27 protein-coding genes are annotated in these 25996 nt (G+C 43.8%); 20 read left to right on the forward strand and 7 right to left on the reverse strand.

Going from position 1 to position 25996, the window contains the following annotated elements; translation table 11 throughout:
• Positions 1 to 38: 38 nt before the first annotated feature.
• Positions 39 to 458: a phosphoribosyl-AMP cyclohydrolase gene (gene hisI, locus ACMXYS_RS06900; protein WP_415881506.1), complete on the reverse strand. Its 420-nt coding sequence runs from the start codon at positions 456 to 458 to the stop codon at positions 39 to 41.
• 130 nt (positions 459 to 588) lie between these two features.
• On the opposite strand from hisI, the gene ACMXYS_RS06905 reads away from it, so the two are divergent.
• Together ACMXYS_RS06905 and ACMXYS_RS06910 are read left to right on the forward strand one after the other, a co-directional pair.
• Positions 589 to 1542, forward strand: a complete 954-nt coding sequence (locus tag ACMXYS_RS06905; protein ID WP_415898038.1) for a DUF3179 domain-containing protein — start codon at positions 589 to 591, stop codon at positions 1540 to 1542.
• A 129-nt stretch (positions 1543 to 1671) separates the two neighbouring features.
• Positions 1672 to 3603, forward strand: coding sequence for an alkaline phosphatase D family protein (locus ACMXYS_RS06910; protein WP_415881504.1), 1932 nt, complete (start codon positions 1672 to 1674; stop codon positions 3601 to 3603).
• Between the two features lie 52 nt (positions 3604 to 3655).
• On the opposite strand, the gene ACMXYS_RS06915 is transcribed toward ACMXYS_RS06910, so the two are convergent.
• Positions 3656 to 4099, reverse strand: a complete 444-nt coding sequence (locus ACMXYS_RS06915; protein WP_415881503.1) for a carboxymuconolactone decarboxylase family protein — start codon at positions 4097 to 4099, stop codon at positions 3656 to 3658.
• Positions 4100 to 4248: 149 nt separating this feature from the next.
• On the opposite strand from ACMXYS_RS06915, the gene ACMXYS_RS06920 reads away from it, so the two are divergent.
• On the forward strand, positions 4249 to 5178 hold the full coding sequence (locus tag ACMXYS_RS06920) for a LysR family transcriptional regulator (protein ID WP_415881502.1): 930 nt from the start codon (positions 4249 to 4251) through the stop codon (positions 5176 to 5178).
• A gap of 5 nt (positions 5179 to 5183) precedes the next feature.
• Here ACMXYS_RS06920 and hrpB read toward each other — a convergent pair whose 3' ends face one another.
• Complete coding sequence (gene hrpB, locus ACMXYS_RS06925; RefSeq protein ID WP_415881501.1) at positions 5184 to 7706, reverse strand: ATP-dependent helicase HrpB; 2523 nt, start codon at positions 7704 to 7706, stop codon at positions 5184 to 5186.
• Between the two features lie 139 nt (positions 7707 to 7845).
• On the opposite strand from hrpB, the gene ACMXYS_RS06930 reads away from it, so the two are divergent.
• From ACMXYS_RS06930 to ACMXYS_RS06970, 9 genes are all read left to right on the forward strand, one after another.
• Entirely contained in the window at positions 7846 to 8148 is a 303-nt protein-coding gene (locus ACMXYS_RS06930) for a hypothetical protein (RefSeq protein WP_415881500.1), read from the forward strand.
• A 274-nt stretch (positions 8149 to 8422) separates the two neighbouring features.
• A complete protein-coding gene (locus ACMXYS_RS06935; RefSeq protein ID WP_415884308.1) occupies positions 8423 to 9901 on the forward strand; it encodes a hypothetical protein in 1479 nt (492 codons plus the stop codon).
• Positions 9882 to 10889: a substrate-binding periplasmic protein gene (locus ACMXYS_RS06940; RefSeq protein ID WP_415884309.1), complete on the forward strand. Its 1008-nt coding sequence runs from the start codon at positions 9882 to 9884 to the stop codon at positions 10887 to 10889. The genes ACMXYS_RS06935 and ACMXYS_RS06940 overlap by 20 nt, the downstream gene beginning before the upstream one ends.
• A complete protein-coding gene (locus ACMXYS_RS06945; protein WP_415884310.1) occupies positions 10889 to 11449 on the forward strand; it encodes a CBU_0592 family membrane protein in 561 nt (186 codons plus the stop codon). The genes ACMXYS_RS06940 and ACMXYS_RS06945 overlap by 1 nt, the downstream gene beginning before the upstream one ends.
• A 43-nt stretch (positions 11450 to 11492) precedes the next feature.
• Positions 11493 to 12167 (forward strand): 5,6-dimethylbenzimidazole synthase, encoded by a 675-nt coding sequence (gene bluB, locus ACMXYS_RS06950; RefSeq protein WP_415898039.1) that lies wholly within the window; start codon positions 11493 to 11495, stop codon positions 12165 to 12167.
• A 126-nt stretch (positions 12168 to 12293) separates the two neighbouring features.
• Positions 12294 to 13433, forward strand: a complete 1140-nt coding sequence (locus ACMXYS_RS06955) for a hypothetical protein (RefSeq protein ID WP_415898040.1) — start codon at positions 12294 to 12296, stop codon at positions 13431 to 13433.
• 79 nt (positions 13434 to 13512) lie between these two features.
• Entirely contained in the window at positions 13513 to 13794 is a 282-nt protein-coding gene (locus ACMXYS_RS06960; protein WP_415884313.1) for a peptidylprolyl isomerase, read from the forward strand.
• Between the two features lie 98 nt (positions 13795 to 13892).
• On the forward strand, positions 13893 to 14384 hold the full coding sequence (locus ACMXYS_RS06965) for a DUF1499 domain-containing protein (RefSeq protein ID WP_415898041.1): 492 nt from the start codon (positions 13893 to 13895) through the stop codon (positions 14382 to 14384).
• Positions 14385 to 14388: 4 nt separating this feature from the next.
• Positions 14389 to 14856, forward strand: coding sequence for a DUF2846 domain-containing protein (locus ACMXYS_RS06970; RefSeq protein ID WP_415884315.1), 468 nt, complete (start codon positions 14389 to 14391; stop codon positions 14854 to 14856).
• A 29-nt stretch (positions 14857 to 14885) separates the two neighbouring features.
• Here ACMXYS_RS06970 and ACMXYS_RS06975 read toward each other — a convergent pair whose 3' ends face one another.
• From ACMXYS_RS06975 to ACMXYS_RS06990, 4 genes are all read right to left on the reverse strand, one after another.
• Entirely contained in the window at positions 14886 to 16838 is a 1953-nt protein-coding gene (locus tag ACMXYS_RS06975) for an acetoacetate--CoA ligase (RefSeq protein ID WP_415898042.1), read from the reverse strand.
• Between the two features lie 165 nt (positions 16839 to 17003).
• Positions 17004 to 17549, reverse strand: a complete 546-nt coding sequence (locus tag ACMXYS_RS06980) for a hydrolase (protein ID WP_415898043.1) — start codon at positions 17547 to 17549, stop codon at positions 17004 to 17006.
• 17 nt (positions 17550 to 17566) lie between these two features.
• The gene (locus ACMXYS_RS06985; RefSeq protein WP_415898044.1) at positions 17567 to 18190 is read right to left on the reverse strand and encodes a DUF2889 domain-containing protein; all 624 of its coding nucleotides are present in this window, start codon (positions 18188 to 18190) and stop codon (positions 17567 to 17569) included.
• A 193-nt stretch (positions 18191 to 18383) separates the two neighbouring features.
• On the reverse strand, positions 18384 to 19601 hold the full coding sequence (locus ACMXYS_RS06990; RefSeq protein ID WP_415884319.1) for an EAL and HDOD domain-containing protein: 1218 nt from the start codon (positions 19599 to 19601) through the stop codon (positions 18384 to 18386).
• 197 nt (positions 19602 to 19798) lie between these two features.
• Here ACMXYS_RS06990 and ylqF point away from each other — a divergent pair, with 197 nt between their 5' ends.
• The 8 genes from ylqF (at position 19799) to ACMXYS_RS07030 (ending at position 25994) form a co-directional block, all read left to right on the forward strand.
• Positions 19799 to 20725 carry a ribosome biogenesis GTPase YlqF gene (ylqF, locus tag ACMXYS_RS06995; protein WP_415898045.1) on the forward strand — a complete coding sequence of 309 codons (927 nt, stop codon included), beginning with the start codon at positions 19799 to 19801 and terminating at the stop codon, positions 20723 to 20725.
• Positions 20725 to 20988, forward strand: a complete 264-nt coding sequence (locus ACMXYS_RS07000) for a hypothetical protein (RefSeq protein ID WP_415884321.1) — start codon at positions 20725 to 20727, stop codon at positions 20986 to 20988. The genes ylqF and ACMXYS_RS07000 overlap by 1 nt, the downstream gene beginning before the upstream one ends.
• Before the next feature lie 99 nt (positions 20989 to 21087).
• Positions 21088 to 21843, forward strand: coding sequence for a DUF3450 domain-containing protein (locus ACMXYS_RS07005; protein WP_415898046.1), 756 nt, complete (start codon positions 21088 to 21090; stop codon positions 21841 to 21843).
• 2 nt (positions 21844 to 21845) lie between these two features.
• Positions 21846 to 23201 carry a MotA/TolQ/ExbB proton channel family protein gene (locus ACMXYS_RS07010; protein ID WP_415898047.1) on the forward strand — a complete coding sequence of 452 codons (1356 nt, stop codon included), beginning with the start codon at positions 21846 to 21848 and terminating at the stop codon, positions 23199 to 23201.
• Positions 23191 to 23709, forward strand: a complete 519-nt coding sequence (locus ACMXYS_RS07015; RefSeq protein ID WP_415898048.1) for a MotA/TolQ/ExbB proton channel family protein — start codon at positions 23191 to 23193, stop codon at positions 23707 to 23709. The genes ACMXYS_RS07010 and ACMXYS_RS07015 overlap by 11 nt, the downstream gene beginning before the upstream one ends.
• Positions 23706 to 24116, forward strand: a complete 411-nt coding sequence (locus ACMXYS_RS07020) for an ExbD/TolR family protein (RefSeq protein ID WP_415884325.1) — start codon at positions 23706 to 23708, stop codon at positions 24114 to 24116. The genes ACMXYS_RS07015 and ACMXYS_RS07020 overlap by 4 nt, the downstream gene beginning before the upstream one ends.
• Complete coding sequence (locus ACMXYS_RS07025; protein WP_415898049.1) at positions 24116 to 24760, forward strand: energy transducer TonB; 645 nt, start codon at positions 24116 to 24118, stop codon at positions 24758 to 24760. The genes ACMXYS_RS07020 and ACMXYS_RS07025 overlap by 1 nt, the downstream gene beginning before the upstream one ends.
• Positions 24761 to 24818: 58 nt before the next feature.
• Positions 24819 to 25994 (forward strand): tetratricopeptide repeat protein, encoded by a 1176-nt coding sequence (locus tag ACMXYS_RS07030; protein ID WP_415898050.1) that lies wholly within the window; start codon positions 24819 to 24821, stop codon positions 25992 to 25994.
• Positions 25995 to 25996 lie beyond the last annotated feature (2 nt).

The raw sequence follows: 25996 nt of genomic DNA on the forward strand, positions 1-25996 counted from the left end.
TGCCAAGGCATGGTTTTTTTATATCTATCTGAAGTTGCTTATTTGCAGCAAGGTTCAGAAATGATCTCAATCTTGTCTTCTTTTACAGCGTGAAAGAAACAGTTAGAACGTTCTGTATGGCAAGCCGGACCCGACTGATTCACTAGGCACAAAAGCGTATCGCCATCACAATCGATGCGCATCTCAACTAGCTTTTGTACGTGGCCAGAGCTTTCGCCTTTACGCCAGTAGCTTTGGCGTGAACGAGACCAATAGCATACTTGGCCAGTTTTTAATGTCTCTTCAATGGAAAGGCGGTTCATCCACGCCATCATTAACACTTCGCCAGTTTCTGCTTGCTGAGCAATCGCAGGAATCAGACCGTCTTCGTTATAGCGAAGGTTATCAAGTGCTGCACTTAGATCTGTTTGACTGCCTTTAACGCCAGACTCTAAGTCGTAGTAAAAACTGTTTTTCATTGTTGCTTCTCTGCTACAAGTAAAATCTGCGGGCATCATACCACAAGGAATTAAATGGGGCGGGACAATTAAATTGAATCATTGTCCTCTTTTGTGCTCAAACCAGTAACTGGAATTTTGGGACCGCACTATGTTTTCACGGACAAGCCTTTTAGCCTTCCTTATCGCAATATTCGTAACCTTGGTTTGTTTTAAGTCGTGTTCGGTGTTCGCTGAGCATAATGGGTTTGATCTTTCCGATAGTCTAATCCCTGCCGAAAAAATACTGCCGGGCGGTCCTGCGCGTGATGGCATTCCTTCTATTGATAAGCCTGAATTTATAGCGGCGAAGCAAGCGGGCGGTTGGCAGGATGATCAACAGGTGTTGAGCCTAACCTTGGCCGGTATTACCCGTGCATATCCTATTAATATATTAAACTGGCATGAGATCGTGAATGATGATTTTGGCGGTCAGCCTGTTGTGATCAGTTATTGCCCTCTATGCGGAACAGGCATGGCATTTTCCGCCGATATGAATGGTGAGTCGCTAACCTTTGGTGTCTCTGGCTTGTTATATAACAGTGATGTTCTGCTCTACGATCGTCAGTCAGATTCTCTCTGGTCACAGTTAAAAAGTCAGGCCGTGACCGGGAAATTCAAAGGTCAAAAACTGACTCAATTACCATTGAATCAGATGACCTGGAAAGAGTGGAAAGCTCGTTACCCTGATGGTGAAGTGCTCAGTCGTAATACTGGCTATTCAAGGGACTATTCTCAAAGCCCTTATGGCAGTTATGACGAAAGCCCTGTGCTGTATTTTCCTGTGGAGTTCAGAAGCCAAGCTTACCATCCCAAAGAAAGAGTTTTGGGTGTGGAGGTTGATGGAACATTTAAGGCGTATCCCTTTGCTGAACTATCCAAAGCATCAAATAATGAGCTGCTAGACGATTTTAATGGCCGGCAGTTTAAACTGCAGTTTAATGCATCGTCTCGTACGGGGGAGGTTGTTGATGCTGAAACTGGTCAAGCTTATCCAGCGGTCAACTCGTTTTGGTTTGCTTGGTATACCTTCCACCCTGACACAGATGTTTATAAAGCCAAGTGATTTAGCTGATAAACTATTTATAAAAGATCTTTAGTAAAGCCCCAAAATGGTATTTGAACCTGCAGTCAAAAGGTCGTTAGACTGTAGGGGAGTTAGATTTAGTTAGTAAAAGATGGATTCGAATCACCGATGACGAACGCTTTAGGCATATCTGAAAAACAGAATACGTTGTTGCCTTTTATTATTGCTGGGCCTTTGTTGCGCAAAGTTACTCCAGACCAAGTAGCTTTGTGGCTGGTTACCTCTGAGCCTTTAAAAGGCTCGTTCCATTTTTATCAGGAGCAGGAACTTGTTGCCCAGATAGATTGTGCTTCGATTAATCAGTCTATACAGGTGGGTAAGTCTGCTTTTATCAATTTAATTGAGTATCGACCGGAGCACTCTCTCTTCACCGATACTTGGTTTTCTTATGATCTTGAGTGTGAAGTTCGGGGTGAAATTCAGAATTTAAAAAGCCTGCTGCCTCATTTGATCTATCCAGGTGAAGACCGCCCTAAGTTTGCCCTAAAAACTCAGCTGGATCAGGTGCTGCATGGTTCTTGTCGTAAACCTCATTACGCATCAGAAGATGCATTGCTTCGTGTCGATCAGGTATTAGAAAGTTCAACAGATGATATTGAATCTCGCCCTGCGCTTTTGATTATGTCGGGTGATCAGATCTATGCGGATGATGTCGCAGGGCCAATGCTATCGGCCATACATCAGACGATAGATCTACTCGGTTTAGCGCCTGAGCTGATAGAGGGAGCCACGGTAAAGAACAGCGCCGAACTTTATAAAAGTGAGCATTGTTATTACGAACGCGAGGAGCTGCTACCGCAAACACCTGCAGGGCAAGATTTAGCCGATCGCTTTTTTGCCGGAGCAGAGAAACCGATATTTACTGCGGATACGGCACACAATCATCTGATTACATTGGCTGAGATGTTGGCGATGTATTTCTTGGTCTGGTCACCACAGCTTTGGCGTCATATCTCGCTAAACGCAGGCGAAGTTTCAGATAAATATATCGATCGCTACTTAGATGAGCAAAGAGAGATCGATCTGTTTGTTAATGGTTTACCTGATGTCCAGCGCGCTTTAGCTCAAATTCCTGTTTATATGATCTTTGATGATCATGATATTACCGATGATTGGAACCTAACTCGAGGTTGGGAAGAAGCGGCTTATAGTCATCCGTTTTCCAGAAGCATTATCGGTAATGCGCTACTCGGTTATTGGCTTTGTCAGGGCTGGGGGAATGCCCCTGATCAATTCCCGCAGCAATGGACGGAGCTGATTCAGCAAGATGCGATTGCAGACGGTGGGGAAGTTAGGAATGATCTGATTACTCAGGTGCTTGAGTTTGAAGCCTGGAGTTACTGTCTTAACACATCACCCAAACTGGTGGTTTTGGATACCCGCACTCGTCGCTGGTGGTCGGAAAGTAGTGGAGCTAAACCTTCTGGATTAATGGATTGGGAGGCGCTGTCCGAGCTGCAGCAAGAGCTGATCGGTGAAGACGCAGTGCTTTTGGTTTCTCCTGCACCGATTTTTGGTATGAAGCTAATCGAGACAGTTCAGCGGATCTTTACCTACTTTGGCCATGCGCTGATGGTGGATGCCGAAAACTGGATGGCTCATGCAGGTTCTGCAAATGTGATTCTCAATATCTTCCGTCATCCTAAAACACCACAGAATTTTGTGATTTTGTCGGGTGATGTGCATTACTCCTTTGCTTATGACATCAAGATTCGTTTCCGGAAAAACAGTCCAGATATCTGGCAAATCACCTGCAGTGGCTTAAAGAATGAGTTCCCACATGCTTTGTTGGATCTCTTTGATAAAATGAACCGATGGCTTTATGGCAGTCGTTCACCGCTTAACTGGTTTACCAAACGAAGACGGATGCAGATTCGCTCTCGCATCCCTGAAGGTATGCCGGCTAAAAGGGTATTCAATGGCAGTGGCGTTGGACTGGTTAAGCTAAATCAGGTTGGTGAACCTACTGAAGTGACCGTACTCAAAGCTCAAGGTGGAGATATTAGTTTTCCTTACAGAAAGCCTAAATCACGCTCTTAACGAAAACGGGAGCAATGCTTGATAGATTGCTCCCGTTTAACATTTATCTATTTTAATCCGGGCTTTTTTCCATCCTTGTTGCTATCGCAATTCTATTCCATGCGTTAATGGCAGTGATTTGCATGATGATTTCAACAAAACCTTTCTCACCAAATTGCTCTAATCCTTGTTGGTAAGTTTGATCGCTTAGGTCTTGTGGATTGGTTAAAGTAATCTCTTCGGTAAGGGCAAGAGCAACTCTTTCCTCTTCGCTAAATAGCTTCGATTTTCTCCATGCAGATAGTGCATAAATACGTTGTTCTGATTCGCCTTTTGCACGTGCCTGGCTTGTATGCATATCGATGCAGAATGCACATTCGTTTAGCATGGATGCCCGTATTTTGATCAATCCTTTCAACTTATAACCGATGCTTATGTCTGAGAGGTAATTCTCCATCTGCAACATAGTGTTAAATGCTGAGGTGTGTGACTTAACAAAGTCTATTCTCTGTAGCATGTTTCAATCCTAATTAATAACATTGAATGATGTGATTATTTTGGCGCTAAGCAGGAATGTTTAGAATCTGTTATAAATGCGGAACACTTTTGCGTATTTTGCAAAAGATATGGCTGGATAATTAAGGTGTGCAGACAGGGTAAGAAAAGATGCTTGAGTTACTACGGATATTTATTCAGGTAGCTAGTTATGGAAGTTTTTCTAAAACAGCTAAAGCGCTGAATATAGCGCCATCCTCGGTTACGAGAAGTATCGATAAGTTAGAAGCTGAATTAGGTGTTTCGCTTTTTAAGCGAAGTACACGAGCTTTGTCTCTGACTGAACACGGCCAACAGCTGTTTGAGCGTGCAAATTTACTTTTAAAGAATGCTGATGATTTAGTCAGTTCCGTTAAGGATGCCAATGCAGAACCTAAAGGGGAGCTAAAAATCTCAGTATTTGAGAGTTTTGGCCGGCAAAAGGTTTCGCCATTAATTCCACTCTTTCTTAAGCAATTCCCCAAAGTGAATGTACAGATTGAACTGGATAACCAACTGGTCGATCTGAATAGCAGTGCGTTCGATATCGGTATCAGAATTGGTAAACCAGAGGACTCAGATTTACGTGCGCGTAAACTACTAGAGAACCGAATGGTGCTATGTGCATCACCTAATTATTTAGATGTATTTGGATCGCCCTCAGAACCGAGTGACCTTTCAGATCATAATTGCTTGTTATTGAATCAAGGTCGGCAGCGCTGTTATTGGCATTTTAATTCTAAACTGAGCTCTGAGAAGAACTCTCTACAGAGCTCTTTTAAGAAATATAAAAAGGTTCTGGTGACCGGCAATTTATCTTCTAAAGGCGGCTCACCTCTGGTTGAAGCGGCCATTGCAGGAACCGGTATTTTATTGATCGCTAGATGGGTGGTGGAGGATCATCTGAACGATGGAAGCCTGATTGAATGCATGCCAGAGTGGACACCATCGCTTTATGAGCAGGGTAGCGGAGATATCTATGCGATCTATCAAGGCAGTCGATATCTCAAGCCGAGTGTCCGTAGTTTTATCGATTTTCTAGTTGAGCATATTTCGGATTAAGGTGTTTAAACCTTTTGCGAAGCACGCTTAGTTTTAGCGGTTGCGATCGCTTCTAAAGGGTTGTCTGGCCAAGGGTGTTTAGGATATCGGCCTTTCATGTCTTTCTGCACATCTTTGTAGGCATTTTGCCAGAAGCTTTCTAAGTCCTGTGTGACCTGTAGCGGTCTTCGCGCAGGTGAGAGTAAGTGAAGTTGTAACGCTACATGATTGGCAACTTTAGGTGTTTGGGTACAGCCAAACATCTCTTGCAGTTTTACTGCTAAAACAGGTGGATTTTGGCTGTAATCGATCCTGATCTTGGAGCCCGAAGGTACGCTAAAACGTTCCGGTGCTAACTCATCTAACTTCTGAGGCAGAGGCCAAGGGAGCATCGATTGTAGCACGCTGCTTAGATTGATTTTCTTCAACTGCTTTAGTTGCGTGATGTTATTCAAATAAGGTGCTAGCCATTCCTCAAGATTTTCTAGAAGCCAGTTATCGCTTAGATCTGGCCATTGATCTTGTGATTGCTTTTGAACTGCTTGGTTCAGAAAGATCACGCGCTGACGCCATGCTTGAATATCATCATTCCAAGGCAACAAAGATAACCCTCGTTTCCTGATTTGATTGATGATTGCTGCTTTAATTGTCTCAGGTGAAGGGCTTTCTAAAGGGGCGGATTCCCAAACGAGAGTACCGAGTCGCGTTTGCTGCTCGGCACAGATACGATCTTGGGATTTATCCCATTCAATCACTTCATGCTGTTGAATCAGCTCAGGAATGAATTGTTCAATCCACTCAGGATTCAGTGGCGCAGCCAGTTGGATCTGGTCGTTCGTTTGGTTTTGTTTTCCTTGCAGGGTCGCAACGGTTATCCATGGATATTGGCTTAATCGATCTTGATCGTAGAAGTTCGCCGCACGTCCATTATTGAGTTTATAAATAGTACTGTTCTGGCGTTGCTGTGCGATGCGATCAGGATACGCAAGTGCCAGTAACACAGCTGCTTGTTCTTGATCTGGAATCTTATGTCCAGAAGCTTCGCTTGGAATTTCAAGTTTAGAAAGCATTCGATGGTAATGCTGTTCCTGTTTTTTGATTCGATGCCAGACGCCTTTCTGAAAACTCGGTTTGGTTGCTAGCCATTCGAGGCGGCTGTTGATATCCGTACCTTCATTTCTAAAAGGGTCGCGTTCCATTAAGAGCGCTGCGATACGACAGGCTTTGTCGGCTAAGCCCCAAGCTGAACCTTTGATAAGCATGTGACTGAGTCTTGGATGCGCAGGTAACTCAGCCATAAGCTGACCGTGGGCGGTTGTTTGCTTCTGTAAGTTTAGCGCGCCTAATTGGGTAAGTAGGGTTTGCGCTTGTTGGAAAGAACCTGCTGGTGGTTGGTCAAGCCAATTAAGGTCGTTTGTATCGGTGGTTCCCCAGCTAGCTAGCTGTAGTGCTAAAGCTGTTAGATCTGCTTGTGCTATTTCCGGGCTATCGAACGCGCTAAGTTGTTCTTGCTGTCCTTCACTCCACAATCGGTAACATACACCAGGGGATAATCGACCCGCTCGGCCTGCACGTTGTGTGGCAGAAGCTGAGGAAATTCGGCGCGTATGTAGGCGTGTCATTGCCGAGTTAGGATCATATTTGGCGACACGTGTTAAACCAGAATCGATGACGACCTCTACGCCTTGGATGGTTAAACTAGTCTCAGCAATGTTTGTTGCTAGTACGACTTTGCGTTTACCTTCATCACTTGGATTTATGGCTTTACGCTGTTCATCCAATGTTAGATCGCCATAGAGCGGCGCGATAGCAATAGTGTTTTTCTCTGTTTGTGAGAGCTGCTCGTTAAGTAGTTCTTCAACTTTTCGAATCTCTCGCATGCCTGGTAAGAAGCATAAAATACTGCCGGTTTGCTCGGCTAGCGCTAGGGTGACGGTTTTAACCAGCTTTTGTTCTAGCCATTCACCTTGAGAGGGTTCGCCACAATAGAAAGGTTTAACTGGGTAGCTACGACCTGAACTGGTTACAATTGGAGCATCACTCAACAACTTGGCGATTTTTTCGCCATCCAATGTGGCGGACATCACCAATATTTTCAGCGGAGTTTCTTCACGGAAATATTCTCTGGCTTCTAGCGTAAGGGCTAAGCCTAAGTCAGCATCTAAGCTGCGTTCATGAAACTCATCGAAAATTACAATGCCGTAGCCTTCAAGGCTTGGATCGGTTTGTAACATGCGGGTTAAGATACCCTCTGTCACAATTTCTATTCGGGTTTGTTCGCTGATACAGGTGTCGAGTCGAACTCTATAGCCAACGGTCTGACCCGCTTTTTCATTGAGCATCTGTGCCATACGTTCGGCGGCCGCTTTGGTTGCTAAACGCCTTGGTTCTAGCATGAGAATCTTTTGATTACCCAGCCAACTCTCTTGGAGCAATGAGAGGGGGGCTTGCGTAGTTTTACCTGCACCAGGAGGTGCTTCTAGAACCGCTTCATTTTGATCGTTAAGCGCTTGAGTTAATTCGGGTAAAACGGAAATGATAGGTAGCAAGGCTTCGACACTCTGAAAAAATAATCAGCATAAAGTTTAACAGTTTTTCTATAAGGGTTTGGCTCTGACAGGTAGTAAAGCTACAATGATGGAGCAATAAATTTTTTGCCGATGTTGTTCTTAGTTGTAAGGAGCCTTAATGGCGGGTAATTTTAAAGGTCGCAGAGGCGGCTACAAAAAAACTCCTAAACTTTCTGGTCGTGGTGTACTGGAAAAGGTTGTCACCGATGGTCCTCATGTTGAGTGGGTTGGCATGCCGCCATACTACATTCATGTGATAACAGTAGATGGTGAGGAGTACTCTTATATGTCTCCAGATAAAGATCTAGAAATTGAGCTAGGTAAGAAAGTTACCTTCCGTTATAAAGAAACCAGCAAAGGCAATTTTGTTGATAAGCGTTCCTTAGGTGTTGTGATCGACCCAAGTGAACTAGGTTATTAAACCATTCTAAGATTTTTCAAAAGCAGCCAATAGGCTGCTTTTTTGTTTTAGTTATCATGGCCTAAATGAGCTATTCGTTTATCTAATCTCCTTTTATGCAGCCATTGGATTCAAAATATCTGACTTTACGTGCATTACAGGGGTATAAATCTGTTTAATAATGTTCTTTGATCTACTACTGAGCTGGGGTGTCATCACTTAAAGTGTAAACACACTTCTATTCCTAACTCGTTGATTTTAGAATGCTCAGTATCTAAAAGATTAAGGGTAAGTAATGCAGTTAGTGACCATGACCCCAATCCGCAGTCATTTGAATCTGCGTCAGGGAGTGAATGAAAGAAGTGCGGAATATAGCCAATTTCTTTCGCAGTTAGATGGTGTGTTACAAAAGCAATTGGTAAAGCAACTTGATGAATCAGGCGATCTATCAAACCGCATTGCTGTACAGCATCAAAATCAAGGCAAGGCCTACACCAATACTGGCTCTGACGATCGAGACACTCTGTGTTTATTCACTCACACTAAAGAAATTACTGATCAGCTTAGTCTTGAAGCGAAGGTTTATAGCAATACCTTGTCTGTGGTGACCGTGACTATGGATATGGATTATGTCATTGCTACACTCGAAGATATCGCTCAATCCTTGAGTGTTGAAAGCAGCCTTCCTTCGGCAGTGTCTAACTATCAGGATCGAATCGCTGCTTTGTGTGGCTTAATTCAAGAAGCGCCTCACCAGCCAGGTGAGCATGTTTTGCTTCCAGAGATCTATCAACTCCTCGATGAAGATACTGAACTGACGCTAGAGCTATTTGCCCAAGCCCAATCAACCTATCTGATTTCAAAATACTATCGCGACGAGCTTTACCCAGCGCTTCGTGATCTGCCTAAAACGATTCAGGTTAGCTATCTGGAAGCTTTGGGCGATTTCTCTGGCTTTAACGATATTAAAGAAACCGATGGTTCTAATGTCGATCAGCCATGGAGTTCTCGCTTACTGCGTTTAGATCGTTCTGAAAGGGAAGGAAATGAGTCGCTTATTGAAAACTGGTTAGCTGAAACACCGCATCCAGAACACGCTAAAGAGATTCTTGAGCAGAATAGAATGGATTCCTTAGTGTGGCTTAACTATGTATTAGTTGATGAGATCGATGAAAAGAACAAGCCTCTGCGTCACAAGTCAGACTATAAGTTAGAGGCTATGGGATTAGCTCAGTACTTTTATGCAGTACAGCATGCCTGTAATTCCAATCTTTATATGGCGATCTCGGATACCTATTTAGAGAGTAATACCCATGTCGCCGAAGATATATTGGCGGGGGTGCGTGCGACGACTCGTATGCATATCAGTGATTATCATGAGAACTGCCAATATCTCACCCGAGACAAAAAGTTACTGCTCGAGAATATTCTGGCTGGTTGGGATTATGAACAGATGGTTCAGAATTCTGAGCGCCTAATTGAGGTCTGCTCTAGTAAAATTAAGGATATACATGCAACCCGTTCGGAAAAAAGCAGCTTCTACACCGATCTGATTCTTGTTGCGATCGGTTTTATCAGTCTGTTCGATCTTGCGATCACCATCTCTGAATACAGCCGTACTTATACATCAAATGCGGCGTTAGGTTATAGAGATGAACAGCCCTCTAGTTTCTTGAGTGGCGTGGCTAATATGGAAACTGACCTGCTTCTACTGAGCAGTGTTGTCTCAATCATTCTTTTATTTGTTGTGTACTATGTTGCGAAACGTCGTTAAATCTTTTGCTGTCATCGCCTTGATCTTGAATGTGGCGGTAGCTAGCCCTTTTCAAGCACAGCCTGTTTATACCTCTGATTGGAAGCCGTTTGTTAATGGTGAAGAAGAGGAGAAAGGTGTTGTTTCCCGAGTGGTACAGCTCGCCTTTTGGGAGATGGGGTTGGAGGCTGAACGAGCTAGTCTGGATTATTACTTCAGCTATAAGTTGGTAAAAAATCAGCAGGTTTTACTAAGTTATCCCTATTTCAAAACAGATCAGCGCTCGCAAGAGGTGTTGTTCTCAGATCCGCTTATGTCTGTAGAGAATGGCCTTTTTTATAACTCTAAATGGCGGCAATATTCAGGTAAAACTATCGATTTCAACCAACAGAAAGTAGGTAAAGTCGCAGGTTATAGCTATGGTGCTGAAATTGAGCCTTTGCTGAAAAATGCTAAGGTCTATAACAGTGACCTTCAGGCTTTAACTGCATTATCTAAAGGCGAAATTGATCTATTACCAGCCAGCATTGAGGTTGCGCAAGTGATGTTACATAAGCACTTTCCTCATCTGTTACATGAGTTTAAATTGCTCGAAAATCATCGCGGTACAGACAGTGTTCATCTAGTGGCTAGCGATAATGATGAAGGTCGGGAATTTATTCAGAGATTTAATTCGGCGTTAGCGCGTTTAAAGTCTAAAGGTATGATTGAACAGCTGCTTACCTCTAATGAAGATGTTCAAGGTAGTGGTTATGTTCGACTGGTACCCGCGGAAGGCTTTCCTTTAATTACTGGCTATGAGGTGAACGCTCAAGGAGATAAGCAGTTCTTTGTCATTCCTCAGGGCAGCAGGGCGACGGTGTTAGCTTGGCATGATGTTGTTTTAAAGCCGCATGCCACAGAAAAAGTGTTTGATGGCATGATGAAGTATTCTCAGGTGAAGGTGGTCGATGGACCACATGCGGGTCGATCACTTTTCGTAAGAAACATGCATCTAGAGGTAGAGTAGTGGTTTCAGTCACACTAGGCTGGCTTGGGACAATACTTTACCTGTTGGCTCATGCTTGGCTTTCCTTACTTAAAAATAAAGCCTCTTATCACTACTATCTGGCCAATTTAGTTGCCGCAATTTTGGTTGCTACTTCCTCGTACCTGATAGCGTCTTGGCAGGCGGTTGTGATTAATGTGTTTTGGGCGTTGGTTAGTTTTGCTGCCATGAAAAACTATGTATTACCGCGTCTACCTTTCAGTAATGCCCAATTATATGGGCTGCTGGGCGTCATGTTTTTGGCAGGAGCTGGTGGCTTACTGTTTGCGTATGCTCAGCAAGGAATGGCTATCTTAGCTTGGAGTTCATCTATTGCTTATTGCTTAGGCTACTGGCGATTTTCTGCAGGGCGGTTAAGTCAGCAGTCCTACTATCTCGTCAATACTTATGCGGCGGTGATGTTGTTGCCGCAGCTTTATACCGATGCAAACTGGCCGGTATTAGTGTTACAAATCGTTTGGGCCTCAGTCTCATTGTGGGGCTGGTATAAGGGTCGAGAAGGTTATGTGCTGTCTCCTTAATTTCTCATCTGTTGGCAGCTTTCTTTTTTTATATGGGTAAAACATGTCTGAACCAAATACACCTCAATTAGATATTGATGAACTAGCGCGAGAACACTTTTACCAAGTGTTATATGGTCGCAGGGATGTGCGAGGTCAGTTTTTACCGAATTCTATACCTGATGATGTGCTGACCAATATTCTGCATGCTGCCCATCATGCTCCATCGGTCGGTTTATCACAGCCTTGGAACTTTATTCTGATTCGTGATCAGGCCAAGCGTCAGCAAGTTTTTAATGCCTTTCAAAAGGCTAATGATGAAGCTGCAGAAATGTTTAGTGGCGAGCGACAGGTTCAATATCAAGCATTAAAACTGCAAGGCATACTCGATTCACCTTTGAATGTTTGTATCACTTGTGATCGAAAGCGGGGTGGCCCCGTTGTGCTTGGCAAGACCCATCAGGCTGAAATGGATCTTTACAGTACGGTTTGTGCGGTACAAAACTTCTGGCTTGCTGCAAGAGCGGAAAATGTAGGTGTAGGCTGGGTTTCTATTATTGATCGGGATGTATTGGCTAATTTGCTTGAGCTCCCAGAAGGCGTAGTTCCTGTTGCTTATTTGTGTGTGGGTTATGTCTCAGAGTTTCTGAAAAAACCGGAACTTGAACTGGCTCAGTGGGAAAAACGTAGCCAATTGGAAGATATGATTTTCACTGATAGCTGGGGGAATAAAACTTAGCTTTAGCCGATCTGGCGTTAATGAAAATGAACCTTGCTGTTTGAAAAATGATCTATATTGATTATATCGCCGTTTAAATTGAAACAGATTTAAACGGTTTATAGGTTGACCGCAGGGAGGTTCGATATGCGTTTCGTCCTCAATTTTACTGTCGTTGTCACTTTGCTTACCTTATTCATACCGCCAGTTAGCGCGCTTGAGGTGAGAAGTACGAGTGCACAGTTTTCTCCGTTGATAGAGCGGATTGTACAGGCCAAAATAGAGCCTGTTTTTAAGCAGTTACCGGATAAAGATCAGAAGCTTTTAGCTCCGGTTGAAATTTCCGTCGTCGAAAACCTACGTGCTGCGGGTATGGCTTTGGCTGTCGATGACACGCCCCCTCTGATTATTATCAATGATCGATTCCTAAAAGGCCTGTCCGTTTATATCGAAGCCTATTTGCTCTCTCAATCCATGAACCGGCCCGAGCTAGTCGAAGAGTACTTTAGTGATTATTTCTGGCGTCATCATCCATCCTTTGTTGGTCCTCTGCCAAAATCGCCTGCTGATTGGCTAAGTGCCTCGCCGGAACAAAGAGAACAGATTCAGGCAGAGCATGAGCGTCTATTGGAAAGTGTGATTGTTGATGTGTTGTTACACGAGATGGGGCATCATGCAGAGCATGCCTTTTATGGTTATCTCGCGTCGCAATATGTAAGAGAGGATAATGAGCGTCTAGCAGACGATTGGGCGGCAAAAGTGAAAGCTGAGCACTTCGAGCCAGATGATACTTTAGGGCGCTTGATCTCTATTGGATATATCTTTGAGCAAGATCGCTGGGCGGCTCTAAAAAGGGATGATTACTATCCAAGGATGTTATCAGGTGTTGCGGGGTACTTGCCGATCTTGTGTGAAGATGCAACCGAGGCATCTAAACAACATTTCTGTAATCAGCTCTATGACAACATCAGTAACTACTTCTCCAAAAAGGTGGTTGATACCTATGCTCAAAGAAGGGATCGAGGTGATACATTTGCGAGTTTCCCTATGGGACAGATACATCTAGCAAAAAACAATTTCGTCGACGCCTGTAATTACTTCAATGAAAGCCTTATTTATGGTCAGGTTGCACGCGCAGCAATTTACGTAGGTTGGTGTTACCAGAATGGTTATTTAGAGCCTTCGCCTCCAGATGCACAGGTTTTAGCTATGGCTAGAGTGAGTTATGGTTTCTCCGACAAGAAAAATATTGCAGGAATGCTAGATTCTAGTGGATCTCAACAATAGGGCGAGTTAGTGTTGCGATATTACTAGGTGCTTGGTAATTTTTGCACCAAATTTGAATGATATTGTTAGGAGAACATAAATGGCACGCGCTACAGCTCGACATATCCTTGTAGATACAGAAGCACGTTGTAACGAACTAAAAGCAGAAATCGAAGGTGGTTTGGATTTCGCGGTTGCTGCTGAAGAAAACTCAACTTGCCCATCAGGCGCTCAAGGTGGTGATCTAGGCTCTTTTGGCCGTGGTCAGATGGTTCCAGAATTTGATACAGCTGTATTCACAGGTGAAGTGGGTGTTGTTCAAGGGCCAATCAAAACTCAGTTTGGTTACCACCTACTAGAAGTGACAAGTCGCGAAGACTAATACAAGTTTAAACTTGTAACTTAAAGACTTATAAAGTGCCGTTATGCGGCACTTTTTTGTATCTGGATATTTATATTTAATCCTTGGATGCTGGTGTTATGCTGAAAGTGATTGTTACTGTAATCTCGCTCTTAATTGTTGCTGTTCTCATCTTATTTGGATTTAAAGCCTTTAAGTCAAGAACCGGTGAACCGGCAGGAATTGTTGATAGTCGTTTAACTAAATGCAGTAGTAAGCCTAATTGCGTATGTAGTGAATTTTCGGGTACAACCCATTACATAGAGCCTTTGGCGTTACCCGCCAATGTTAAGGATTCAGATGCTGTAATAACTGTTCTAATTAAGGTTATTGAAAGTTCTGGTGGTGTGGTTAAGAGCATTATTAAGGAAAACCGATATATCGCTGCTGAGTTTAGCAGCCGTATACTTGGGTTTGTAGACGACTTTGAGGTTCGAATCGATATGGAAGAACGCCTTGTACACTTTCGCTCAGCATCGAGAGAGGGCTATTCTGATTTTGGTGTAAACAAAGCTCGTGTTCAATCTATTATCTCTGAGTTGGAGAAAGAGATAACGAAGATCAAGGAGTAAGCAGATGCATAAGGTATTGCTCGTCATTATGGCAATAGTGCTCAGTGGTTGCGGGACAAAGTATGGCTTTAGCTATGTTAAACCCGAAGTTGAGAATAATGCAGTTGTGTATATCTATCGACCTGAAGCGCCTAATCCAGGTAAGCAGCCGCTGGGTTGGAAGTACCCCGAAGTATTTATCGATGGTAAAAGTTTTGGGTTGTTAAAATTAGAGAAGTACATTGTTGTTGAGCTTGAGCCCGGTATGCACGAAATTCTATTCACCGGGCTAACAGATAAAGCGAAATGGGAAGAGCGAGATTTTAAACGTAAATTCTCAGTTCATCATACCGAGCAGAAGTACCTTAAGTTTCAGGTGAGATACGACCCTAATACGATGGGGTTGCTAGAAAAAACCAAGTACCAATTATTTCTCACCCCTATGAAGCATGACGATGCGATCTACGAGATCAATAAACTAAACCTTCAGTAAAATTGCCCTAAAAAACTGCACTGCCGGAGCTAGCTGGCTAGCTCCGGTAGGTTAGCGAAGTAATCCAATGCATCAGGATTGGCTAGCGCATCTTTGTTGGATACTGTTTCCCCTAAAATTACCTTTCTTACAGCCAGCTCAACAATCTTCCCGCTGATGGTTCTAGGGATTTCAGGCACTTGGATTATCTTGGCTGGTACATGCCTTGGCGTGGTGTGTTGGCGGATTGTCTGCTTAATTGTATTGCGTAGACAATCGTCAAGCAGAGTTCCTTCAGACATAACCACAAAGAGGACTACGCGTGTATCGTTTTCCCAGGGTTGGCCTACGCATAAAGACTCAATCACCCCGTCAACTCGTTCAACTTGACGATATATCTCAGCGGTACCAATTCTTACACCGCCTGGATTGAGTACCGCATCCGATCTGCCGTGAATAATCATGCCACCGTGTTCGGTTATTTCTCCGTAATCACCATGGGCCCAGCGGTTCTTGAATTGGTTGAAATAGGTATTTTGGTATTTTTCACCATCAGCATCGTCCCAAAAGTAGATAGGCATCGATGGGAAGGGGGATTTGCAGACTAATTCCCCTTTCTTCTGGGTAACCTCTACGCCGCTTTCATCAAAAATGGCGACATCCATTCCGAGGCCTAAGCATTGCAACTCACCCTTCTGGACTGGGAGTATTGGGCACCCTAGAGCAAAGCAAGAGATGATATCTGTACCGCCCGATATTGAAGCCAGCAAAAGATCAGTTTTTATTTCGCGATAAACATAATCAAAACTTTCGTGGGCTAGTGGTGAACCCGTAGATAAAATTGCGCGCAATTCAGAAAGCTGGAACTCTTCTTTTGGTGTGATGCCTGCCTTTTCGAGTGCTGCAATATATTTTGCACTGGTGCCAAACACAGAGACCTTTTCTTTATCTGCCATATTCCACAAAATAGAGGGAGAGGGGGCAAACGGTGAGCCGTCATATAATGTGATAGTACAACCACAGGCCAGACCGCTTACCAGCCAATTCCACATCATCCAGCCGCAGGTTGTGAAGTAGAAGAGATTATCATCCCGGCTGATATCTGTGTGTAGTTGATGTTCTTTGAGATGTTGAAGGAGTGTGCCACCAGTGCTATGAACAATGCATTTAGGTGTACCTGTGGTACCAGATGAGTACATAACGTATAGGGGATCAGAGAACTTAACCGGCGTAAAATTGACTTCGGATGCGTTACTATCGATAAAGTCGCTAAGTACACAGGCGTTCTTTATCTGGCTGAACTCAGGTGTTGGTTCATCTAGATAAGGTACAAAGACGAATGCTGTGTTTTCACTTAATCGCGAGGCTATACCTGAAATTTTTTCTAAACAGTCAATCCGTTTGCCGTTATACAGGTAGGATTGGGTCGTAAATATCACTTTGGGTTTTACTTGGCCAAAGCGATCGATGACACCTTGCACACCAAAGTCAGGGGAACATGAAGTCCAAATGGCACCAAGCGATGTCGTTGCTAGCATAGCTATAACGGTTTCAGTGATATTAGGCATGAAGCCAGCGACCACATCTCCCTTTGTAATACCTGCCTTTTTGAGGCCAGAAGCGTATTGAGCAACTTGGTTATAGAGTTCTTGATAGCTAATTTCTGAGCGTTTACCCGCTTCATTGTAATTAATGATGGCGGTGTTTTGATCCCGATACTTTAAAAGGTTTTCTGCAAAGTTTAATTGGGCTTCAGGGAACCATTTTGCACCTGGCATTAGGTTTTCATTTAACAGGTATGGGGCGTTCCCCGTACTACCTATGACATTGCACTGTTCCCAAATGTTGAGCCAGAAGCTTTCAGGGTTTTCTATAGACCAGCGGTGAAGATCTGAGTAGCTATCCAGCTTGACCGAACAGTTTTTGTTTATGTTTTGCATAAACTGATATAGCTGAGATTGTTCGATTTGTGCTTGGCTCGGGCTCCACAATGGCTGTGTCATATACAGTTCCTAATTGAATCAATGTCTATAAGACAGAATAGACAATAAGGGTTTACCTGTATATGGGTTGAGGCTGAAATATTTTTTAGTTGGTTTGTTGGGGAGGGGTGATGGAGAGCTATAGGGAGAGTAAGCCCTGCCATCTATAGATGACAGGGCTGATTATTAGCGCAGGAAGTTTTTGCTGATATCGCGGAACGCATCAGTTCCTGACTTTTGCATCCACTCAAAGGCAACCATCTCACGGCTAACAACGTGTATGCCTGCGTGGCGCATACGATCGAGCGCGAGTGCTTTATCTTCAGGGCTGCGCGAAGACACACAGTCCGCCACTACATACACTTCTCGTGCTTGTTGTTTTAACTGAAGTGCTGTTTGTAGAACGCAAACGTGCGCTTCCATGCCGGCAATAATAACTTGGTTCGGGCGGATGGAATTGATCTTCTCGTTACAAGCAGGTTCCGACATACAAGAGAAAAACTCTTTTTCCATGACGCCTTCTGATGGAATTAACTCAGCTAATTCCGGAATAGTATGGCCCAAGCCTTTAGGGTATTGCTCACTGGTTAAAATGGGTACATTTAGCTTGTTTGCAATCGCTGTTAACCAGATTGTATTTTCAACCAGCTCTTCTTTTTTATGGATTGCGGGTACCAGTTTATCTTGAATATCGATGATCAGCAGACAAGATTTATTCGGGTGTATTAGCATGCGAAATAGCCTTATTGTTATGCTGGTTCTAGCTCATTGCAGCATTGTACGTGTTCGAGGTTAGTTGCTGGAATCAAAGTATCCAGCCGATCTTCCTCATAATAATGAGGCCAGATCTCTTTCACAATGGCGCCATTAGTCGCGAGCGTATGACAGGTATCAAGCATCGGTGGCTTTTTGCTACCGTCCTGCCAGAAGTTCTCAAGTAGTTCTCGCTCTTGATGAGTAGATTGGAAAGCCGCAGTAGCTAGTGGGCCTAACAATTCAAGCAGGTGAGTACATCCTTTACGACCACTAAACAGTTCTTTGGTCTGTTTGGTAAACCCAGGCATGATTTGTAGCCCAATCAACTGGGTATAGGCATCTGAGATAGACTTGCAGCTTTCGAATGGAGTGTCATCCATACAAGCTACGGCATCTAATATGTTTAGGTCCATATCGACAGTAATTCGCACAGCCATACCGTGTAAGGGCGCGCCAGCAACCAAAGTGCCGTCATGACCGTAGTGATCCATGTCGAAGGTTTTTGTGTCGACAAGATGGGCTTCAATATCCCATAGGCCATCTTCTCTTTTGTAGCCTTCGCAAACGACTTTGCGGGTATGTTTAAGCGTACGATTAACGGGTGCTGGTAAAGGCATAATTACTGCTTTTTATGATAGTAAAGGGCGGTACTTTAAATGCGGCTATTCTAATGTGAAAAAGTTAGAAACACAGTAAATAATCCTAAATAAGCTTAGGAAATGGAGTTTTTTAGACGAAAGATAGGTTTGTTCTAGATAAAAATAATTCAGGGCAGTCGATGCTGCCCTGAATTACTAGAAAGGTAGATGATTATTCGTACATTGCTTGCATGGATTCCTGAGTCCATTCAAGGCTGGCCCGGTAAGCTTGATCGTACAGGGTGCCGTCTAGATCCATTGGTAAAAGATCCCAATCACCATTTTCATAGTTCACTACATTCCTTAAGACTTGGCCAATTTCACCTTGGCCAAGACTAACGGCATTTTTGATGTCATCGCCTAGTGGAACTTGCTCCAGCATAGTTTCACGTTCAATATCTAAAAGGGCATGTAGTCCTGACATCATGCCAGCCATAAAGTAGCTGCCATAGTTGCTCTTCTTCTGTGCTTGGGCTATCTCTTCGCACATGCGGCCACGAACCAATAAACTTCTAGAAAGCTCTTCTGGTTTCTCTTGATTAGATGACATCGCAATCAACGTCGCCCATTTTTTAACTTGCTCTAAACCAAGCAGTACAATCGCTTCAGCTACAGATTCTACCTGTCTAACTAGGCTGTAGCCTGCAGAGTTCACGATACGTAACAATTTATAGGTTAAGGCTGGGTCACGGATGATCAGCTCTTCAAGTTTTTCAGGTGTTGCTTTAGGGTTTTGCAACTCTTGGATTAGCTGCATCAATGCAACTTGGCTGCCTTGAATTTTTTTACCCTTGATCACCTTAGGCTTACTTAAAAAGTGGCCTTGGAAAAGTTTGAAGCCAAGATTTATGCAGGTTTCTAGTTGTTCATGTGTCTCAATTTTTTCAGCGAGAAGAGTCACTTTATGAGGACGTAATTGTTGAACCTGTTCTTTGATTTGCTCAGCACTCATTTCAAAAACATCGACTTTTACGATTTGTGCTAGTTCAAGCAGTGGGTCGAATTTTGAATCGTATATGAAATCATCCATAGCGATTCGGTAACCTTCGCTATGAAGGGCTCTGACAGCTTCGATAACCTCTTCGTCAGGTTCGATGTCTTCCAATATTTCCAAAACGATGTGTTTTTTAGAAACTTCCGGTAATTTTTGCTCGACAAGGATATCTCTAGTCAGATTGATAAAAGCCGGTACTCGTTTTAATTCCCCAGCATCAGAAATGCTAGTGTAGGCATTGAGTAGGACTTCACCCGTAGCTTCGCTAGTTGAAAATAGCGCATGTCCTTGGGCGTCTTCAGTTCTATATAGAAGCTCATACGCAACTACTTTCTGATTTCGATCAAAAATAGGTTGGCGAGCCATTAGCACTTGAGAGTTTTCAGACGATTCCATAAAGGTGCTTGGTCCTTGTGCAAAATAAGAAAAAGCGGAATGCCCTCAGTGTATCACCTACAGGACATTTGTTTCATAAGAAAATGCAGTTGTTCTATGTAAAAATGGGAATAGAAGCTGCTAGTAATAGTCGCAAGCCAGCATTCACGTTCTCCATGCAGTATAATAGTGTACTTTTACAAATTCGGGATGTACCAATGAGTATTAATTGGTTTCCAGGGCACATGCATAAAGCCCGGAAAGAGATCGCTAAAGTAATGGATGAGGTAGATGTAATTATTGAAGTGCTTGATGCGCGCCTGCCTCAATCCAGCGAAAACCCATTGGTTAACACTTTGCGTAAGGGCAAGCCAGCGTTAAAGCTCCTTAATAAGAGCGATTTGGCTGATGATAAAAAAACGCAGGAATGGATCGATTACTTTAATAGTCTTCCAGATACTCGCGCTATATCGCTTGATCATACACAAAAGAAACTGATTAATAGAATTGCTGAGATTTGTAAGCAGATGGCACCGTCTCGCTCAGAATCTGGACGTCCAGTGCGTGCCATGATTATGGGGATTCCTAATGTTGGTAAATCTACGCTAATCAATGCCTTGTTAGGCAAGAAAATTGCCAAAGTGGGGAACGAGCCAGCTGTTACTAAAAGCCAGACTCGCTTTACCACACGTAATGGTATGGCGTTGTCAGACACACCAGGCATTTTGTGGCCAAAAATTGAAGACGTAGATTCGGGTTATCGATTAGCAGCAAGTGGTGCAATCAAAGATACGGCCATTGAACATGAAGACGTGGCGATATTTGCCGCAGGGTTCATGCGAGATGATTATCCTGATCGATTAGTAGAGCGTTTTAAATTTAAAGAGATGCCGGAGCTTGCGGAAGGTGTTTTGGACGAAATTGGTCGTCGAAGAGGGTGTTTGCGCCCAGGTGGTGTTGTTGATCGAAATAAAGCGTCAACGTTGCTCTTAAATGAAATACGTTCGGGTAAACTAGGTAAATTAAGTTTTGAAACTGTTCTAGAGTGGGAAGAAAAACGCCGTATCGCTGAACAGGAAAGATTAGAGCAAGAACGATTAGAAGCAGAAGCACAGGCGGCTGCGGAAAGAGAAGGTAGTAAGTAATGGCACGTTTAAAGAAAAGCCGAAAAGCAAAAGGCTTTATTCCAAATGAAGGCCCAACGCGTAATGAGCGTTTGGCTGATCCTGATAGTTACGATAGCAGACGACGCAAAGCTAAGCAGGAAAAGAAAAAGAATCAATCGGTATTTGAAAAACAGCGTCAAGCTGATGACAGCTCCACAAGTAAGAAGCAACCAGAGCGTAAAACTAGACTGGCTGATAAGATTCGTGAACTAAATAAATCCAAAGAAGAGAGTGCTGAATAGCGCTCTCTTTTTAGTTGTAAGTATTGTAAAGCGGGTTGTCTGTTTTATTAATCTAACGGATAATTATTCTCATTTTTATTTAGCTGTAAGTTGCTGGTCATGAAATCTCTGTTTAAATATTCTCTTTTAGCTGTCGCTATTTCAGGCGTTCCTGTTTTCGCGGCTAACGACCTGGATGTTGGTACTAAGAAAACAGTAGCGGCACATAATCAAAGCCAACAATCACAAAAACGCATCGATAATATTGAGCAGAGCACTCAAGTTGCAGTTGATGAATATCTCACCAATGAGCGTCTGTCGGATGTGACCGAGGCATACAATGCGCAAGTGGCTTTACTGATTGAGTCGCAGAAAAAAGAAGTTTTAGATTTGGAAGCGCAAATCGCCTCTATTGAAGAAACGGATAAGGCCGTTTTACCTATGTTGAACCAGATGGTTGAAACATTAGGTAAATTTGTGGCGCAAGATACACCTTTCTTACAGTCGGAACGTAACGAGCGTTTAGAGAAACTTGAGGCGCTCTTGCTTCGCGCTGATGTCAGCGTGGCAGAGAAGTACCGTCAGATTCTTGAGGCCTATGCTGTTGAAGTACAGTACGGTCGAACATTTGAATCGTATAAAGGTGCACTCGCTTCAAATAATGGCCAACAGGTTACGTTCCTGCGTCTAGGCCGAGCAGTACTGTACTACCAGTCGCTAAATGGTGCTGAAAGTGCGCTATGGCAGCCTTCTTCACAGTCTTGGCAGGCGCTCACTGATTCTCAGAATTTAGAACTTACTAAGGCTATTCAAATCGCTCGGCAGCAGCAGGTGCCAAGTTTGTTAAATCTACCACTGCCTAAACTGGAGCGATAATTATGTTGAAACAATTCGGTTTAGCCGCAGTCCTTGGTCTTAGCTCGCTAACAGTATTCGCTGAAACTGCGCCGCTTAAAGGTTTACTTAACGACGTAAAACAAATTAGCAGTACCGATACGGCGATCAACCGCCAACGTGAAGCAGAATTCAATGCTGATTTAAGTAAACAAAAAACGCTGCTGGCAAAAAGTAAGGCGCGTTTAGCCGCTGCTGAAGCAGAGCAGGAACGCTTAAAAGCTGAGTTCGATGCCAATGATGAACAGCTTGCTGAATTAGAAGCAGCACTACAGCAACGTTCTGGCCAACTAGGTGAAGTGTTCGGTGTCGCCAAAGAATCAGCATCTGAACTCGTGCCAGTTTTGATGGATTCAATGACCAGTGCTGATAACCCTGGTCGTTTAGATCAACTTTCATTTGCTGATTCCAAACGTGTGCCCAAGCTTCAGGACCTACAAAGTCTTTGGTACCAGTTACAGCTAGAAATGACAGCCACTGGTGAGATCAAGCAAGTTACTGTGCCTGTTGTGAATCGGGAAGGTGTTACTGCTGATACACCAGTGTTACGTATAGGCACCTTTGCTGCAGCTACTAATGATGGCCAGTTCTTACATTGGGATCTTCAGCAGCAAAAACTGTCGGTTTTAACGACTCAGCCAAGTGCTGGTGCTCAACAAGATATCATCGATTATCAAAATGGTAATGGCGAGGATGTATTGATTGATCCAAGTCGTGGTCAGTTATTTGCGTTGTTGGATCGTATGCCGAAGCTTGTCGAGAGGCTTCATCAGGGGGGTGAGGTAGGCTACATCATCATGGGTTTGGGCTTGATTGGTTTGCTGGTGGCATTCTGGCAAATGATGCGTATGACCAAAACTGAGCTGCAGGTGAGAAAGCAATTAGCACAACCTACGCAACTAATGGATAACAATCCCCTTGGGCGAGTACTGCAGGCAGTTAGTCGTTCGAAACTAGGCTTAGATCAGCTAGAGATGAAAGTTGATGAGCTGATTCTTAAAGAAGTACCAAAAATCGAGCAGGGCCAAAGCATCGTTAAGCTTTTAGCTGCCGTTGCTCCGCTTTTGGGTCTTTTAGGTACAGTGATCGGTATGATCGCGACCTTCCAGAGTATCACCCTGTTCGGTACCAGTGATCCCAAGTTGATGGCGGGTGGTATCTCTCAAGCATTGATGACAACCGTTTTAGGTTTGGTTGTAGCTATACCGTTGTTGTTCTGCCATAGCTATTTGACCAGCAGAAGCCGTCGCATCACTCAGTTGCTTCAAGAGAAAAGCTTGGGCTTGTTGGCGACTGATGAATCTATTGCAAAAGAAGAGAAGAGCACTCATGTGGCCTAGTCTTCATGATTGGATGTTTGCCTTAGGGCAATTTTTCCAAACCGGAGGGTGGGTGCTCTATCTGATTCTATGGGTAAGCTTTCTTATGTTCACCCTTATCCTTGAACGTATCAGCTATAGAGTATGGGCTTACCCCAAGCAGAGAGCCTCATTGTTAGATTATTTGCAAGGGCAAGGCTCGCCAGTTAAAAAATTGAGTGCTGTTTGTGATCTGGACTTAGCTTTGAAAAGCCAATTTCAGATGATCAAAAACCTAATAACTTTATGTCCGTTGATTGGTCTGCTAGGCACGGTGACTGGCATGATTCAGGTATTTGACAGCCTTGCTCTTTATGGCACAGGTAATCCGCGAATGATGGCCGCTGGTGTGGCAAGTGCAACATTTCCAACAATGACGGGGATGGCAGTGGCCGTAGCTGGTTTACTTTTTTACAACCGTTTATCTAGATGGTCTGAAGCGGAAAGAAACCGCTTGCGCCGAGTGTTACATGAGGAGTCTGCAGCATGAGACAGCGAGTCAATTTAACTCAGCAGCAGGATGATGCAGAGATCAATATGACACCTATGTTGGACGTGGTGTTCATCATGCTGATCTTCTTTATTGTATCCACTTCGTTTGTGCGTGAGGCAGGCATCGATGTTAATCGCCCTACAGCACAAACCAGTGAAAGTCAGAGCAAAACGGCAGTTTTAGTCGCGATCTCTGCAAACAATGAAATTTGGGTCGACCGTAAGCCTGTGGATGTACGTATGGTGCGCCCTGCGATTGAGCGTCTGAAAAGCGAACAATCTGAAATCAACGTTGTTATTCAAGCGGATGAACAAGCGACTACAGGTCAACTGGTTAAGGTGATCGATCAGCTACGCTTGGCCAATGTGAACTACACAGTTGCCACTCAAGCAGGTTCGCAATAATGCTACGTGCTTTAGTCGTTGCCCCTGGAGGCCTGTTATTAGCCATATTGCTGTTTTATGCATTGGCTATGGTTTCGGGTATTGGCAAGCAGGTAGAACCTGAAAGTGTGCTAACGCCTGATCTGGACTTTTTAATGGTTCGCCAAGAGAGTGATGTCGAGGCCCGTACTCGCGAATTACCGCCAGAGCCGGAAGAGATCGTTCCAGAGACCCAGCCCGAAATGCCACAGGTGCAACAACAGGTTGTGCCTATTACCAGTACGCCCGTGACGGCCGTTGATATTCCAAACATCGATGTTGGAATTAGCGTCTCACTATCACCATCGCTAAATAACCTAGCTGTGCCGACGCCTGAGCTGGTCTTAGATACTAATCCTACAGCAGTGAGTCAGGTGCCGCCTAGTTACCCGAGAAGGGCATTGCGCCGTAAAGTTGAAGGTAGTGTGACGGTGGAGTTTTTGGTGACTGAAGCTGGCACAGTTAAACCAGACACTATTAAGGTTATTGAATCTAATCCAAAAGGTACCTTTGATAGCGCAGTTATTAAAGCGATTAAGCGTTGGCGTTTTAAAATCAAAACCGTAGACGGACAAGCGGTCAAGTTTAAAGCGCGTCAGGTTTTGGAATTTAAACTCGATAAGTAAATAGAACTGAATAGAACAGTTTAGAAAAATGTTGCGATCATTAATTACAGTTTGTTTTTTGTTGTTTGCTCTCCAGGGGCATGCGGCGAAGCCTGCTCTATCTGCTTATGAGTATAAACAGCTAAATGCTGCCTTTAAATCAATGGAGGTGGGGCAGTGGAAACAAGCGAATCAGCAATTGTTGGCTGCTGAGCAAAAGGTTAAGTCTGATTATGCTAAAGCGCTTGTGCAGCATAATCTTGCTCAAGTTGCTCTCCAGCAGGAGCGCTATTCCTCTGCAATAAAGTATCTGAAAGCTACCCAAGCTTTAAAAGCCTTGCCTGATGCACAGCAGATTAATCTATTGCGCACTCTAGGGCAGCTTTATTGTATGCAGGAAGCTTGGAAAAGCTGTGTTTCTAATCTTCAACAATGGATGGCTAGTCCTGGGGTTTCGGTAAAAGCGAATGATCATCTGATGATGGCTCAGGCTTATAGCCAACTGAAGCGTTGGAAGTCCCTTTTACCACACATTACTAAAGCGATTCGTTACAAAGGTATCGCGCCAGAAAGCTGGTATCAGCTGAAAATAGCAGCACATATTGAGCTTAAGCAGTGGAAACAGGCAGCTAAACAGCAGCAAGTTGTAATTCAACATTATTCCTCTAACCCTAAGCAATGGCGTCAGTTGGTTTCTCTGCAAATACAAGCAGGGGATCGCAAATCTGCACTGGCTACTCAGCGATTGGGATATGAGCGGAAGTTGTTAGTGTCAGGCAAAGATTATGAATTACTCGCGCAATTAATGCTTCGTTCGGGTATTCCTTATCATGCCGCTAGAGTGATAGAGCAGGGTTTCCAGAAAGGTGTGATCAAGCAAAACGCTAAAAACTTAAGGTTGTTAAGCAGTGCTTGGATTCGCGCGCAAGAGAAGCCTAAGGCGATTAAAGTGCTTTCGAAGCTAAACAGTATCGCACCAAGTGAGAAAGTATTTTTACAGCTGGCGCAGATTCAGCTGCAAGAGAAACGGTGGAATCAAGCAGAGAAAACGCTATCTAATCTGTTGACGCGCAAACCTAAAAAAATAGCTCAGATTAAGTTAATGCAGGGCATCGCTCAAATCAATCAAAAGCATTTTGAGCAAGCGAGGATATCTTTAGCAGCAGCAGAAGGTGATGCTAAGTACGGGAAAATGGCAGCGAATTGGATTCGGTATTTAGATCAGATGGAAATGGATCTTCAGGCGAAAGGATGAAC

Source organism: Neptuniibacter sp. QD57_21 (assembly GCF_047778075.1).
In the GTDB taxonomy this organism is placed as follows: Bacteria; Pseudomonadota; Gammaproteobacteria; order Pseudomonadales; family Balneatricaceae; genus Neptuniibacter.

Coding starts and splice junctions, on each gene's coding strand:
- hisI (WP_415881506.1), bottom strand. CDS start 458: ATGAAAAACAGTTTTTACTACGACTTAGAGTCTGGCGTTAAAGGCAGT.
- ACMXYS_RS06905 (WP_415898038.1), top strand. CDS start 589: ATGTTTTCACGGACAAGCCTTTTAGCCTTCCTTATCGCAATATTCGTA.
- ACMXYS_RS06910 (WP_415881504.1), top strand. CDS start 1,672: ATGACGAACGCTTTAGGCATATCTGAAAAACAGAATACGTTGTTGCCT.
- ACMXYS_RS06915 (WP_415881503.1), bottom strand. CDS start 4,099: ATGCTACAGAGAATAGACTTTGTTAAGTCACACACCTCAGCATTTAAC.
- ACMXYS_RS06920 (WP_415881502.1), top strand. CDS start 4,249: ATGCTTGAGTTACTACGGATATTTATTCAGGTAGCTAGTTATGGAAGT.
- ACMXYS_RS06930 (WP_415881500.1), top strand. CDS start 7,846: ATGGCGGGTAATTTTAAAGGTCGCAGAGGCGGCTACAAAAAAACTCCT.
- ACMXYS_RS06935 (WP_415884308.1), top strand. CDS start 8,423: ATGCAGTTAGTGACCATGACCCCAATCCGCAGTCATTTGAATCTGCGT.
- ACMXYS_RS06940 (WP_415884309.1), top strand. CDS start 9,882: ATGTTGCGAAACGTCGTTAAATCTTTTGCTGTCATCGCCTTGATCTTG.
- bluB (WP_415898039.1), top strand. CDS start 11,493: ATGTCTGAACCAAATACACCTCAATTAGATATTGATGAACTAGCGCGA.
- ACMXYS_RS06955 (WP_415898040.1), top strand. CDS start 12,294: ATGCGTTTCGTCCTCAATTTTACTGTCGTTGTCACTTTGCTTACCTTA.
- ACMXYS_RS06960 (WP_415884313.1), top strand. CDS start 13,513: ATGGCACGCGCTACAGCTCGACATATCCTTGTAGATACAGAAGCACGT.
- ACMXYS_RS06965 (WP_415898041.1), top strand. CDS start 13,893: ATGCTGAAAGTGATTGTTACTGTAATCTCGCTCTTAATTGTTGCTGTT.
- ACMXYS_RS06970 (WP_415884315.1), top strand. CDS start 14,389: ATGCATAAGGTATTGCTCGTCATTATGGCAATAGTGCTCAGTGGTTGC.
- ACMXYS_RS06975 (WP_415898042.1), bottom strand. CDS start 16,838: ATGACACAGCCATTGTGGAGCCCGAGCCAAGCACAAATCGAACAATCT.
- ACMXYS_RS06980 (WP_415898043.1), bottom strand. CDS start 17,549: ATGCTAATACACCCGAATAAATCTTGTCTGCTGATCATCGATATTCAA.
- ACMXYS_RS06985 (WP_415898044.1), bottom strand. CDS start 18,190: ATGCCTTTACCAGCACCCGTTAATCGTACGCTTAAACATACCCGCAAA.
- ACMXYS_RS06990 (WP_415884319.1), bottom strand. CDS start 19,601: ATGGAATCGTCTGAAAACTCTCAAGTGCTAATGGCTCGCCAACCTATT.
- ylqF (WP_415898045.1), top strand. CDS start 19,799: ATGAGTATTAATTGGTTTCCAGGGCACATGCATAAAGCCCGGAAAGAG.
- ACMXYS_RS07000 (WP_415884321.1), top strand. CDS start 20,725: ATGGCACGTTTAAAGAAAAGCCGAAAAGCAAAAGGCTTTATTCCAAAT.
- ACMXYS_RS07005 (WP_415898046.1), top strand. CDS start 21,088: ATGAAATCTCTGTTTAAATATTCTCTTTTAGCTGTCGCTATTTCAGGC.
- ACMXYS_RS07010 (WP_415898047.1), top strand. CDS start 21,846: ATGTTGAAACAATTCGGTTTAGCCGCAGTCCTTGGTCTTAGCTCGCTA.
- ACMXYS_RS07015 (WP_415898048.1), top strand. CDS start 23,191: ATGTGGCCTAGTCTTCATGATTGGATGTTTGCCTTAGGGCAATTTTTC.
- ACMXYS_RS07020 (WP_415884325.1), top strand. CDS start 23,706: ATGAGACAGCGAGTCAATTTAACTCAGCAGCAGGATGATGCAGAGATC.
- ACMXYS_RS07025 (WP_415898049.1), top strand. CDS start 24,116: ATGCTACGTGCTTTAGTCGTTGCCCCTGGAGGCCTGTTATTAGCCATA.